General features: G+C 67.4%; 11 protein-coding genes. 9 read left to right on the top strand and 2 right to left on the bottom strand.

Annotated elements, in window-relative coordinates; genetic code table 11:
• Nucleotides 1-2772 carry an LPS-assembly protein LptD gene (locus LPB260_RS17750; RefSeq protein WP_208707124.1) on the bottom strand — a complete coding sequence of 924 codons (2772 nt, stop codon included), beginning with the start codon at nt 2770-2772 and terminating at the stop codon, nt 1-3.
• 125 nt (nt 2773-2897) lie between these two features.
• Here LPB260_RS17750 and LPB260_RS17745 point away from each other — a divergent pair, with 125 nt between their 5' ends.
• From LPB260_RS17745 to LPB260_RS17735, 3 genes are read left to right on the top strand one after another with little or no spacing between them, the layout of a single operon-like run.
• On the top strand, nt 2898-3923 hold the full coding sequence (locus LPB260_RS17745) for an aminoglycoside phosphotransferase family protein (protein WP_208707123.1): 1026 nt from the start codon (nt 2898-2900) through the stop codon (nt 3921-3923).
• Nucleotides 3920-4591: an N-acetylmuramate alpha-1-phosphate uridylyltransferase MurU gene (gene murU / locus LPB260_RS17740; protein WP_208707122.1), complete on the top strand. Its 672-nt coding sequence runs from the start codon at nt 3920-3922 to the stop codon at nt 4589-4591. The genes LPB260_RS17745 and murU overlap by 4 nt, the downstream gene beginning before the upstream one ends.
• Nucleotide 4592: 1 nt before the next feature.
• Nucleotides 4593-5354 carry a DnaJ domain-containing protein gene (locus LPB260_RS17735; RefSeq protein WP_208707121.1) on the top strand — a complete coding sequence of 254 codons (762 nt, stop codon included), beginning with the start codon at nt 4593-4595 and terminating at the stop codon, nt 5352-5354.
• A gap of 16 nt (nt 5355-5370) precedes the next feature.
• Here the strand turns inward: LPB260_RS17735 and LPB260_RS17730 are convergent, their stop codons facing one another.
• The gene (locus LPB260_RS17730) at nt 5371-6369 is read right to left on the bottom strand and encodes an alpha/beta hydrolase family protein (RefSeq protein WP_208707120.1); all 999 of its coding nucleotides are present in this window, start codon (nt 6367-6369) and stop codon (nt 5371-5373) included.
• A 134-nt stretch (nt 6370-6503) separates the two neighbouring features.
• On the opposite strand from LPB260_RS17730, the gene rpe reads away from it, so the two are divergent.
• The 6 genes from rpe (at nt 6504) to trpC (ending at nt 12091) form a co-directional block, all read left to right on the top strand.
• Nucleotides 6504-7178, top strand: a complete 675-nt coding sequence (gene rpe / locus LPB260_RS17725) for a ribulose-phosphate 3-epimerase (protein ID WP_208707119.1) — start codon at nt 6504-6506, stop codon at nt 7176-7178.
• Between the two features lie 44 nt (nt 7179-7222).
• A complete protein-coding gene (locus LPB260_RS17720) occupies nt 7223-7864 on the top strand; it encodes a phosphoglycolate phosphatase (RefSeq protein WP_371926158.1) in 642 nt (213 codons plus the stop codon).
• 261 nt (nt 7865-8125) lie between these two features.
• On the top strand, nt 8126-9604 hold the full coding sequence (gene trpE, locus LPB260_RS17715; RefSeq protein ID WP_208707117.1) for an anthranilate synthase component I: 1479 nt from the start codon (nt 8126-8128) through the stop codon (nt 9602-9604).
• 11 nt (nt 9605-9615) lie between these two features.
• On the top strand, nt 9616-10212 hold the full coding sequence (locus LPB260_RS17710) for an aminodeoxychorismate/anthranilate synthase component II (protein ID WP_208707116.1): 597 nt from the start codon (nt 9616-9618) through the stop codon (nt 10210-10212).
• Nucleotides 10209-11258 (top strand): anthranilate phosphoribosyltransferase, encoded by a 1050-nt coding sequence (gene trpD / locus LPB260_RS17705; protein ID WP_208707115.1) that lies wholly within the window; start codon nt 10209-10211, stop codon nt 11256-11258. Before LPB260_RS17710 ends, trpD begins: the two co-directional genes overlap by 4 nt.
• A complete protein-coding gene (gene trpC, locus LPB260_RS17700) occupies nt 11255-12091 on the top strand; it encodes an indole-3-glycerol phosphate synthase TrpC (protein ID WP_208707114.1) in 837 nt (278 codons plus the stop codon). The genes trpD and trpC overlap by 4 nt, the downstream gene beginning before the upstream one ends.
• Nucleotide 12092 lies beyond the last annotated feature (1 nt).

Raw genomic sequence — 12092 nt, 5'->3', positions numbered from 1 at the left:
TCAGAAAGCTTGGTCTTCACGTTCACGATAACCTTGAATGCCTTGGTCGAGGAAAGTCTCCACCTTGTTGCCAGTCACACCGCCCAGGCCCTTGAGCACGATCTGCAGGAAGATCCCGGTATCGGCTTCGTCGTTAAGCGAGGGGTTGAGGCTGACTTCGTCGTAGTCGATCCAGTAACGGTTGATCAGGCGCAGCTTCCAGCAGCAACTGTCGTACTCGAAACCGCCGAAGGCCTCTAGGGTACGGTTGCGGCTGTAGTCGTACTGCCAGCGGGAGATCACGCTCCACTGCGGGACGATCGGCCAGATCACCGAGAAGTCGTGCTGGCTGATCTTGTAGTAGTCCTTGATGTAGTTGGCGCTGCCTGGGGTGCCATAGTCGCCGTTGCCGACTACCCAGTTGCCGCTCGCCTGGTCGTAACGCACGGCGTCGTTGCGGTAGCGATAACCGGCATTGACCACCTTGTTCGGGTTGTCTTCAGGCTGGTAGTGGAACATCGCGCTGCCCGAGCGGGTGCGGTGGGTATCCGGGTCCCAGTTGAAGTCCGAGGAGAGGCGCCAGTCGCGGTTGAAGCGGTACAGGTATTCCAGTGCGTAGGGCGACTGCGAGGCCTGGGCGTCGGCGCGGGTGCGGTAGTCGATGCCCGGCAACTGCACCTTGCGGTCGGCCAGGTAGAAGGACTGGCCGATGCTGAAGCGCTGGCGCTCGAAGCCGTTGGGTTCGATCCAGCGGCTGGTGACGCCCAGCGACAGCTTGTTCTCGTCGCCGATGCGGTCCTTGCCGGAGAAGCGGTTCTCGCGCCACAGCGAGGAGTAGCTGAAGGTGTTTTCGCCAGTGTCGAACACCGGGATATCGGTCTGGTCCTCTTCCGGCACGTAGAGGTAGAACGCGCGCGGTTCCAGGGTCTGGCGGAAGGCCTTGCCGAACCACTGGGTGTCGCGGTCGAAATACAGGCCGCTGTCCACGCTGAACAGACCGAGGCCGCGGTCCTGGCTGCCGCTGAACTCCTGCTCGGCGAGCAGCGTGCTCTTGCCCTGCTGGTCGAGGCTGAGGTTGTAGTGGGTCTGCAGGTACTTGACCTGGGGCTTGATGAAGCCCCAGTTCCAGTTCAGCGGCAGGCTTATGCCCGGCTCGAGGTGCAGGCGCTCGCCGTTGGCGCGGGCGAGGCCGCGCAGGCGGTCGTCGTACCAGCGGAATTCATCGGTGCCGGTATTGCCGTTCTCGTCGGTGAAGAAGCCCGAGCGCAGGTTGCGGTCGAAACGCACCAGTTCGCTGCCGTAGCTGAAGTCCAGGCCGCCCGGGTGGAAGGGCAGGGTGCCGTCCAGGGTGATCTGCGGCAGACGGTTATAGGGGGTGATGTCGGTGATGTTGGCCAGTTCGTAGGCGTGGGCGTTCAGCCGCGCGGTATAACTGTCGCCGCGATAGGTCAGGGTGCCGCGCTGGTTGACATAGGCGGTGGTCTCGATACCCAGGTCGGTGTCCAGGTCCTGGAAGTAGTACGGGTCGCTGATGTCGGTGTAGTCGACTTCCGCCAGCAGGCGCGAGTCGAGGCCGCCACGGTGCTGCCAGCTGTACAGCCAGCGCTGGTCCTCGTACTCGGACTGCAGCTTGCGATCGTCGTTGCTGTCGTCGAGGTAGGCGGCGCCCAGCTGGCCTTCGCTGCTCTTGGTCAGGTAGCGGAACTCGCCTTCCATGAGCAGGCCGCGATCGCTCATATAGGTCGGGTACAGGGTGGCGTCGTAGTTCGGCGCCAGGTTGAAGTAGTAAGGCGTCTGCAGCGTGACGCCGCTGTCGCTGGAGCTGCCGATGCTCGGCGGCAGGAAGCCCGACTGGCGGCGGTCGTCGATCGGGAAATAGATGTAGGGCGTGTAGAACACCGGAATGTCCTTCACCCGCAGGGTCACGTTGGTCGCGGTGCCGAAACCGGTGGCCGGGTTGAGGGTGATGTTGTTGCCCCTCAGGTGCCAGGCGTTGCTGCCCGGTTCGCAGCTGGTGTAGGTACCGTCCTTCAGGCGGATGATCGCCGACTCTTCGCGCTTGGCGTAGAGGGCGCTGCCGCGCACGTGGCTCTTGTGCAGCACGTACTCGGCGTTGTCGACCTTGGCTTCGCCGTTATCCAGTTGCAACTCGGCGCGGTCGCCGACCACCAGCATGCCCTGGTCGCGCAGGCGCACGTTGCCGATCAGTTCGCCGCGGCTCTCGGCCTGGCGCAGGTTGGCTTCGTCGGCCTCGATCTGCATGCCGGCCTGGCGGATCACCACGTCGCCGGCGAGGGTGGCGACCTGCTCCTGCTGCTCGTAGCGCGAGGCCTTGGCGGAGACGAACAGCGGCGCCTCGTCCATCGGCGTCTGGTCGTTCATGCCCGGCCGGCGCGGCTCGACATAGGCGCCAGCGCAGTAGGGCGCCACCTCGGCCAGTTGTGCCGGGTTGAGCTGCTCGCGCGGCACCCAGTCCAGGTGGCTGTAATCGGCGCTGCGCGAGGCCAGGGCCTTGCCGCGGCTTTCCGTCACCAGGGTGGTGCGCGCCGCCTTGTCGTCGCCTGTTGTGGCGGCCGTGCCGGCGCTGATGGCCGAGCCGCTGTGCATCGGGCGGGCCGGCAAAGCGGCCTCGCTGGTTTTCGGCGCACAGGCCCAGCCGCCGGTGGCGGATGCCCGACAGTCGAACTGTTCGGCTGCAATTGCGAATTGACCAGCGACGGGTTGAAGGGCTAGAAGACCGCCAGTGACCAGAAGTGGGAATTTTTTACGAACCGCGGGGATTTTTACTGCCATCTTATTTTTCCGGGCTTCCTGCGCGCCATCGGCCCAGGGGCCGCACGCCTCTCGATGGGCTTAAAAAGATGCTGGATAATAAAGCATGACCCGCGCAACGGCTAGCGCCGTCGGAGACCCTTGTAATGCCTGAACAAGATGTACGCCTGCAACTCCTCAAACAGTGGCTCGATCAGCAGTTGCCTGCGCTATTCGCCGAACGGGGCTGGGGCGCGGTGCCGGACGCCGCGCTGACGGCCGCCAGCAGCGACGCCAGCTTTCGCCGCTATTTCCGCTGGCAGGCCGGTGCGCGCAGCCTGATCGTCATGGATGCGCCGCCGCCCCAGGAAGACTGCCGGCCCTTCGTCAAGGTCGCCGGGCTGCTCGCCGGGGCCGGGGTCAATGTGCCGCAGATCCTGGCGGCGGATCTCGAGCGCGGCTTCCTGCTGCTCAGCGATCTGGGCCGGCAGACCTACCTGGAGGTGATCGATGAGCAGAGCGCCGATGGCCTGATGGGCGATGCTGTGCAGGCCTTGCTGGCGTTTCAGCGCTTGCCGATGGATGCCGACTTGCCTTGCTACGACGAGGCCCTGTTGCTGCGCGAGCTGCAGCTGTTTCCGGACTGGTACCTGCGCCGTCACCTCGGCGTCGAGCTGAGCGCGACGCAGCAGGCTGCCTGGCAGCGCGTCTGCACCCTACTGATCGACAGCGCGCTGGCTCAGCCCAGGGTGCTGGTACACCGCGACTACATGCCGCGCAATCTGATGCTCAGCGAGCCGAACCCCGGCGTGCTGGATTTCCAGGATGCGGTCTATGGTCCGGTGACCTACGACGTCACCTGCCTGTTCAAGGATGCCTTCCTCAGCTGGCCCGAGGCACGGGTGCGCGAGTGGCTGCAGGACTACTGGCACCAGGCCCGCGCCGCGGGCGTGCCGGTGCAGGAAGACTTCGAGGACTTCCTGCGCGCCAGCGACCTGATGGGCGTGCAGCGTCATCTCAAGGTGATCGGTATCTTCGCGCGGATCTGTCACCGGGACGGCAAACCCCGCTACCTGGAGGATGTGCCGCGCTTCTTCACTTATATCCAGGCGGTGTTGGCGCGTCGCCCCGAGCTGGCCGAGTTGGCTGAGCTGCTCGCCAGCCTGCCGCAGCCGGCAGTGGTGTCGGCATGAAGGCGATGATCCTCGCCGCCGGCAAGGGCGAGCGCCTGCGTCCCTTGACCCTGCACACGCCCAAGCCGCTGGTGCGGGTGGCGGGCGTGCCCTTGATCGAGTATCACCTTCGGGCCCTGGCGGCAGCCGGCTTCAGCGAGGTGGTGATCAACCATGCCTGGCTGGGCCAGCAGATCGAAGAGCACCTCGGCGAGGGCGCGCGCTTCGGCCTGAGCCTGCGCTACTCCGCCGAAGGCGAACCGCTGGAGACCGGCGGCGGCATCTTTCGTGCCTTGCCCTTGCTCGGCGAGGAGCCCTTCCTGGTGGTCAATGGCGATATCTTCACCGACTATTCCTTCGCCGAACTCAGTCGCCCGCTGGCCGGGCTGGCCCATCTGGTGCTGGTGGACAACCCGGCGCACCACCCGGTGGGCGATTTTCGCCTGGACCGCGGCCAGGTCGCCGATGCGCAGGCCGGGCAGCCGAGCCTGACCTACAGCGGCATCGCCGTGCTGTCGCCGTCACTGTTCGCCGGCTGCCAGCCCGGCGCCTTCAAGCTGGCGCCGCTGCTGCGCGCCGCTATGGCCGAGGCGCAGGTGACGGGCGAGCGCTTCGCCGGTCGCTGGGTCGATGTCGGCAGCCATGAGCGGCTGGCCGAAGCCGAACAGCTGCTCGAGCCGGGTCGCTGAAATGCTCTGGCCCTTGACCCTGCTGGGGGCCGTTGCCGGCTGGAGCGTGGCCAGCATTCCCGGCGCCCTGTTGGGCGGCCTGCTCGGCCAGGTGGCGGACAGGCGCCTGCGTGTGCGCGGCTGGGCCGAGTTGCGCGAGCGGCTGGGCGCCGCGCCGCCCCCGGGGGACGACGTGCTGCTGTTCATCCTGCTCGGGCGTCTGGCCAAGTGCGACGGTCAAGTGCTGCAGGCGCATATCCGTCAGGCACGTGCGGAAATGCAGCGCCTGGCGCTGGATCAGGATGCCCAGCGCCGGGCGATCGAGGCTTTCGCCCGCGGCAAGACCGGGCGCGACAGCCTGCGGGCACCGCTGCGCCGTCACCGTGGGCGCGGCGAGGCGCTGCTGCGGGCCTGTTGGCGGATGGCCTGGGTGGACGGCCGGGTCAGTCGCAGCGAGCGCGAGCTGATTCTGCTGTGGGGCAAGTGGCTGGATGTCCCGGCTGCCACCCAAGAGGCGCTGAGCGCCGCCTATGCGCCCCGGCAGGGGCCGGTCGCCGCGACGGCCGGCGGTAGTTACCAGGCGGCCCTGCGGCTGCTCGGGGTCGCGGCTGACAGCGAGCCGGCGCAGATCAAGCAGGCCTATCGCCGCCTGCTGAGCCGGCATCATCCCGACAAGCTGGCCGGCAGTGGCGCCACTGCCGAGCAGGTGCGCGAGGCGACGGAGCGGACCCGGGAGTTGCGTCAGGCCTACGGGCTGATCCGCCAGCGACACGGTTTTCGCTGAGCCCCAAGCGGCCCCCTTAGCGCGCCGACGCGGCGCGATTCAGGTGTTTGCCGAGCCAGCCGCGGATGCGCCGGAACAGCTGTTCCTGCTCGGTCTGTGGGTTGCCCGGCAGGGCTGTGAGGGCGATCTGGGTATAGCCGGGGTGATCCAGGCGTTCGCTGGCCAGCAAGCGTTTCAAGGCGGCGTCGCGCTCGGCCGGCTGATCCTGATAGTAGAAGTCCCCGGTTGCCAGTCCCAGCTCCGGGATCAGTTGCTCCAGTTCGGCGCCGAAGCCGGTGGCGGGGCGGGCGCTGACCAGTAGCAAGTTGTGCACGGCATCGGGCTTGCGCTCGGTCAGATAGCGAGCGGCCCAATAGGCGCCGCTGCCGTGGCCGAGCAGGACGATGGTCTTGGCTTGCTGCTGCTGGGCGAAGGCCACGCCCGCGGCGATTCGCTCCAGCACCCGGGCGCTGTGCGCCTGGTGCAGCGCCGCCAGGGTAGCGTCGGACTCGCTGCCGGGGGCTATCGCTTCAGTGGCGGTTTCGGCGCTGCCGAGCGCCTCCGTCGAGATGGCAACCACCGGAGCCTCCGGTGCGGGTTCGGTGCCGTCGACCGAAGCGGCTGGCGGTTCGCCGGCCAACTCGCCCCCCAGCTCGCCGGCCGGGTCGGGCAGGGTCAGGCTCAGGCTGTGCCAGCCGCTGTCCGGCAGCTTGCGCCGCAGCGGGCCGACGCTGCGCGGCCAGTCGGCGCTCTGGTTGTCGCCCGGCAGGAGGATGACCGCGCCGTGCGGCTTGCCTGAATTGGCGGGCAGCCAGAGGGCGAGGAATGTCTCGCTGTCCGCCTGCAGGCGCTGTTGTTCAGCGTCGCCCAGCTGGCGCTCGAGGGCACGGGCGGCCAGTTCGCTGCGCTCCGGCAGGGGGCTGCGCTCGGCGGCCGGTTTGGCGTCGGGCGCCCCGCTCTCGACCTGCTCTTCGGTGTGCGCATGAACGCCGAGCAACAGCAGGCAGAGCGCGAGGCAGGCGGGGCGTGAGGTCATGGAGCTTCTCCGGCGGAAGGTGCGACGCCCAGCCTAGCGGTTTGTTGGGTGGCTTGTCAGGCGCCAGGCGCCGCTCCCGGCGCCAGTCCGGGCTGTTACAATGCGCGCCTTTCGTGTCCTGCCTGAGGTGCGCCATGCAACCCTTCGCCATCGCCCCGTCGATCCTCTCCGCCGACTTCGCCCGCCTGGGCGAGGAAGTGGATAACGTGCTCGCCGCCGGTGCCGACATCGTCCACTTCGATGTGATGGACAACCACTACGTGCCCAACCTGACCATCGGCCCGATGGTCTGCGCGGCGCTGCGCAAGTACGGCATCACCGCGCCGATCGACGCCCACCTGATGGTCAAGCCGGTGGATCGCATCATCGGCGACTTCATCGAGGCCGGCGCCACTTACATCACCTTCCATCCGGAGGCGTCCGAGCATATCGACCGCTCGCTGCAACTGATCCGCGACGGCGGTTGCAAGGCGGGCCTGGTGTTCAATCCGGCCACCCCGCTGGCGGTGCTCAAGCACGTGATGGACAAGGTCGACATGATCCTGCTGATGAGCGTCAACCCCGGCTTCGGCGGGCAGAAGTTCATCCCCGGCACGCTCGACAAGCTGCGCGAGGCGCGCGCGCTGATCGATGCCAGCGGTCGCGACATCCGCCTGGAGATCGACGGCGGGGTCAACGTCAAGAATATCCGCGAGATCGCCGCGGCCGGCGCCGACACCTTCGTCGCCGGCTCGGCGATCTTCAATCAGCCGAACTACCGCGAGGTGATCGACGCCATGCGCGCCGAGCTGGCCCAGGTGCGCGCGTGACGCCACTGCATGAGCTGTTCGGTGGGCGCCTGCCGGGCCTGGTGATGTTCGACCTGGACGGCACCCTGGTGGACTCGGTGCCGGACCTGGCCGCGGCGGTGGACAAGGTGCTGCTCGCCCTGGGGCGGGCGCCTGCCGGCATCGAGCGGGTGCGCGACTGGGTCGGCAATGGCGCCCGGGTGCTGGTGCGCCGCGCCCTGGCCGGTGGCCTGGAGCACGCCCACGTCGAGGACGCCGAGGCCGACCAGGCGCTGCGGGTGTTCATGGAGGCCTATGCCGAGAGTCATGCGCTGACTCAGGTATATCCCGGCGTGGCGGCCACCCTCGACTGGCTGCGCAAGCAGGACGTGCCCATGGCCATCGTCACCAACAAACCGGAGCGCTTCGTCGCGCCGCTGTTGGACGAGAAGGGCCTGGGGCGCTATTTCCGCTGGATTGTCGGCGGCGACACCCTGGTCCAGCAGAAGCCCGATCCGGCGGCGCTGCTGCATGTGCTGCGCATGGCCCGGGTCGAGGCCGGGCAGGCGCTGTTCATCGGCGACTCGCGCAACGACGTGCAGGCCGCCAAGGCCGCCGGAGTGCCCTGCGTGGCCCTGAGTTATGGCTACAACCATGGCCGGCCGATCGCCGAGGAAGGGCCGGCGCTGGTGCTCGACGATCTGCGCCAGCTGCTGGCGGGCGCCTGAGGCGCCCGGCAACTGCCTGGGGGTTGGGCGAACCACGGGGCCTCGGGTTGATTCGGTCTGGCGCCTGCGCTAGTGTGGCCGGACTTCAAACCCCGCCCAAGAGATCCCCCGTGGTGGTTACCTGCAGACTCTGGCTCGCACGAGCCGGGATGAAAATCATCAAGGCCCTGGCCCGTTGGCGCTGGCGCCTCTGACTCGATTCTGGCCGCCCAGTCGGCACGTTTGCACACGACCGTTTTACCTCAAGCCACGAGGCTGATCATGACCCGCGAAGAATTCCTGCGTTTGGCCGCTGCCGGCTATAACCGCATTCCCCTGGCCTGCGAAACCCTGGTGGATTTCGACACGCCGCTGTCGATCTACCTGAAGCTGGCCGACCAGGCCAACACCTACCTGCTCGAGTCCGTCCAGGGCGGCGAGAAATGGGGGCGCTACTCGATCATCGGCCTGCCGGCGCGCACCGTGCTGCGCGCCTACGATCACAGCGTGCGGATCAGCGTCGACGGGGTGGAAACCGAGCGCCACGAGTGCGCCGATCCGCTGGCCTTCGTCGAGGCGTTCCAGGGACGCTATCGGGTGCCGACCCTGGCGGGCCTGCCGCGCTTCAACGGCGGCCTGGTGGGCTATTTCGGCTATGACAGCGTGCGCTATGTCGAGGCCAAGCTGGCCGCTGGCGGCAACCCCGATCCCCTGGGCACGCCGGATATCCTGCTGATGGTGTCCGACGCCGTGGTGGTGTTCGATAACCTGGCGGGCAAGATGCACGCCATCGTCCTCGCCGATCCCCAGCAGGACGGCGCCTACGAGCAGGCCCAGGCGCAGCTGCAGGAAATCCTGCACAAGCTGCGCCAGCCGATCACCCCGCGTCTGGGCGTCGACCTCAATGCCCCTGCCGCTGCCGAGCCGGCGTTCCGCTCCAGTTACAGTCGCGAGGACTACGAGCGCGCGGTCGGTGCGATCAAGGACTACATCCTCGCCGGCGACTGCATGCAGGTGGTGATCTCCCAGCGCATGTCGATTCCCTTCAAGGCCGCGCCGATCGACCTGTATCGCGCCCTGCGCTGTATCAATCCGACGCCCTACATGTACTTCTTCAACTTCGGCGACTTCCATGTGGTCGGCTCCTCGCCCGAGGTGCTGGTGCGGGTCGAGGACAACCTGGTGACGGTGCGCCCGATCGCCGGCACCCGTCCGCGCGGCGCCAGTGAAGAGGCGGACCTGGCGCTCGAGCAGGACCTGCTGTCGGACGCCAAGGAGCTGGCCGAGCATCTGATGCTGATCGACCTGGGGCGCAACGACGTCGGCCGGGTCTCCAGCACTGGCAGCGTCAAGCTCACCGAGAAGATGGTGATCGAGCGCTATTCCAACGTCATGCACATCGTCTCCAACGTCACCGGCCAGCTCAAGGACGGCATGAGCGCCATGGACGCCCTGCGCGCCATCCTGCCGGCCGGCACCCTGTCCGGCGCGCCGAAGATCCGCGCCATGGAGATCATCGACGAGCTGGAGCCGGTCAAGCGTGGCGTCTACGGCGGCGCGGTCGGCTACCTGGCGTGGAATGGCAACATGGACACGGCGATCGCCATCCGCACCGCGGTGATCAAGGACGGCGAGCTGCACGTGCAGGCTGGCGCCGGCATCGTCGCCGACTCGGTGCCGGCGCTGGAGTGGGAGGAAACGCTGAACAAGCGTCGCGCCATGTTCCGTGCCGTTGCCCTCGCCGAACAGACAACCGAATAAGGAGTCCCGCCATGCTGCTGATGATCGACAACTACGACTCCTTTACCTACAACGTGGTGCAGTACCTCGGTGAACTGGGGGCCGACGTCCACGTCATTCGTAACGACGAGCTGAGCGTCGCCGAGATCGAGGCGCTGCAACCCGAGCGCATCGTGGTGTCGCCCGGCCCTTGCACGCCCACCGAAGCCGGCGTGTCGCTGGCGGTGATCGAGCATTTCGCCGGCAAGCTGCCGATTCTCGGCGTCTGCCTCGGCCACCAGAGCATCGGCCAGGCCTTCGGCGGCGACGTGGTGCGCGCGCGCCAGGTGATGCACGGCAAGACCAGCCCGGTGTTCCACCAGGACCTTGGGGTGTTCGCCGGCCTCAACCTGCCGCTGACGGTGACCCGCTACCATTCCCTTGTGGTCAAGCGCGAGACCCTGCCCGATTGCCTGGAAGTCACCGCCTGGACCCAGCTGGAGGACGGCTCGGTCGACGAGATCATGGGCCTGCGGCACAAGACCCTGAACATCGAGGGCGTGCAGTTCCACCCCGAGTCCATCCTCACCGAACAAGGCCACGAGCTGCTGGCCAATTTCCTCAAGCAACACGGAGGCGTGCGCCGATGAACATCAAGGAAGCCCTCAACCGGGTCGTGGCCCAGCTCGACCTGAGCACCGAGGAAATGCAGGACGTGATGCGCGAGATCATGACCGGCCAGTGCAGCGACGCGCAGATCGGCGCCTTCCTCATGGGCCTGCGCATGAAGAGCGAGACCATCGACGAGATAGTCGGCGCGGTCGCGGTGATGCGTGAGCTGGCCAGCCATGTGCACCTGGCCAGCCTGGAGCATGTGGTCGACGTGGTCGGCACCGGCGGCGACGGCGCGAATATCTTCAACGTGTCGACGGCCGCCAGCTTCGTCGTCGCCGCCGCCGGCGGCAAGGTGGCCAAGCACGGCAATCGCGCGGTGTCCGGCAAGAGCGGCAGCGCCGATCTGCTGGAGACCGCCGGCATCTACCTCAACCTGACGCCCGAGCAGGTGGCCCGCTGCATCGACAGCGTCGGCGTCGGCTTCATGTTCGCCCAGGTGCATCACGCGGCGATGAAGCATGCCGCCGCGCCGCGCCGCGAGCTGGGCCTGCGCACCATCTTCAACATGCTCGGCCCGCTGACCAACCCGGCAGGGGTCAGGCATCAGGTGGTCGGGGTGTTCACCCAGGCCCTCTGCCGTCCCCTGGCCGAGGTGCTCAAGCGCCTGGGCAGCCAGCACATCCTGGTGGTGCATTCGCGCGACGGCCTGGACGAGTTCAGCCTGGCCGCCGCCACCCACGTCGCCGAGCTGAAGGATGGCGTGATCAGCGAATACGAGGTGCAGCCGGAAGACTTCGGGCTCAAGAGCCAGAGCCTGATCGGCCTGGCGGTGGAGGGGCCGGAGGCCTCGCTGGCGCTGATCCGCGACGCCCTGAGCAAGCGCAGCACGGAAGCGGGGCAGAAGGCCGCCGACATGATCGCGCTTAACGCGGGTGCGGCCTTGTACGCCGCGGACCTGGCCGGCAGCCTGAAAGAAGGCGTGCGCCTGGCTCACGATGCCCTGCACACCGGGCTGGCCTGGGAAAAGCTGCAGGAGCTGGTGTCCTTTACCGCGGTGTTCAAACAGGAGAATCAAGGGTGAGCATCCCCACCGTTCTGGAAAAGATTCTGGCGCGCAAGGTCGAGGAAGTCGCCGCGCGCCAGGCCCTGGTCGGTCTCGCCGAGCTCGAGCGTGAGGCCCGCGGCGCCGATGCCACCCGTGGCTTCGCCCGGGCCCTGCTGGAGCAGGCCAAGCGCAAGCAGCCGGCGGTGATCGCCGAGATCAAGAAGGCTTCGCCGAGCAAGGGCGTGCTGCGCGAGGACTTCGTGCCGGCCGACATCGCCCAGAGCTACGAGCGTGGCGGTGCCACCTGCCTGTCGGTGCTGACCGATGTCGACTTCTTCCAGGGCGCCGACCGCTATCTGCAGGAGGCGCGCAACGCCTGCGCACTGCCGGTGATCCGCAAGGACTTCATGATCGACCCGTACCAGATCGTCGAGGCTCGCGCCCTGGGGGCCGATTGTGTGCTGCTGATCGTTTCGGCCCTGGCCGATGGGCAGATGGCCGAACTGGCCGCGGTGGCCAAGGAGTTCGACCTCGATGTGCTGGTCGAGGTGCATGACGGCGCCGAGCTGGACCGCGCGCTGAAGACCCTCGACACGCCGCTGCTGGGCATAAACAACCGCAACCTGCACAGCTTCGAGGTCAGCCTGGAGACCACCCTCGACCTGCTGCCACGGATTCCCCGTGATCGCCTGGTGGTGACCGAGAGCGGCATTCTCAACCGCGCCGACGTCGAGCTGATGGAGATCAGCCAGGTCTACGCCTTCCTGGTCGGCGAGGCCTTCATGCGCGCGGAGAATCCTGGGGCGGAGCTGGAGCGCCTGTTCTTTCCCGAGCGCAAGCGGGTCATCAGTCGTCCCGATGTCGACTGAC

The organism is Pseudomonas sp. LPB0260, from assembly GCF_013388395.1.
The sequence above is the reverse complement of the archived record's forward strand: the minus strand, read 5'-3'. Positions and strand labels throughout refer to the sequence as shown.

What these genes read in the sequence shown, in the direction of transcription:
- trpE (WP_208707117.1), top strand. Translation starts at nt 8,126, where the DNA reads ATGACCCGCGAAGAATTCCTGCGTTTGGCCGCTGCCGGCTATAACCGC.
- LPB260_RS17735 (WP_208707121.1), top strand. Translation starts at nt 4,593, where the DNA reads ATGCTCTGGCCCTTGACCCTGCTGGGGGCCGTTGCCGGCTGGAGCGTG.
- LPB260_RS17745 (WP_208707123.1), top strand. Translation starts at nt 2,898, where the DNA reads ATGCCTGAACAAGATGTACGCCTGCAACTCCTCAAACAGTGGCTCGAT.
- LPB260_RS17710 (WP_208707116.1), top strand. Translation starts at nt 9,616, where the DNA reads ATGCTGCTGATGATCGACAACTACGACTCCTTTACCTACAACGTGGTG.
- murU (WP_208707122.1), top strand. Translation starts at nt 3,920, where the DNA reads ATGAAGGCGATGATCCTCGCCGCCGGCAAGGGCGAGCGCCTGCGTCCC.
- LPB260_RS17730 (WP_208707120.1), bottom strand. Translation starts at nt 6,369, where the DNA reads ATGACCTCACGCCCCGCCTGCCTCGCGCTCTGCCTGCTGTTGCTCGGC.
- LPB260_RS17720 (WP_371926158.1), top strand. Translation starts at nt 7,223, where the DNA reads ATGTTCGACCTGGACGGCACCCTGGTGGACTCGGTGCCGGACCTGGCC.
- trpD (WP_208707115.1), top strand. Translation starts at nt 10,209, where the DNA reads ATGAACATCAAGGAAGCCCTCAACCGGGTCGTGGCCCAGCTCGACCTG.
- LPB260_RS17750 (WP_208707124.1), bottom strand. Translation starts at nt 2,772, where the DNA reads ATGGCAGTAAAAATCCCCGCGGTTCGTAAAAAATTCCCACTTCTGGTC.
- rpe (WP_208707119.1), top strand. Translation starts at nt 6,504, where the DNA reads ATGCAACCCTTCGCCATCGCCCCGTCGATCCTCTCCGCCGACTTCGCC.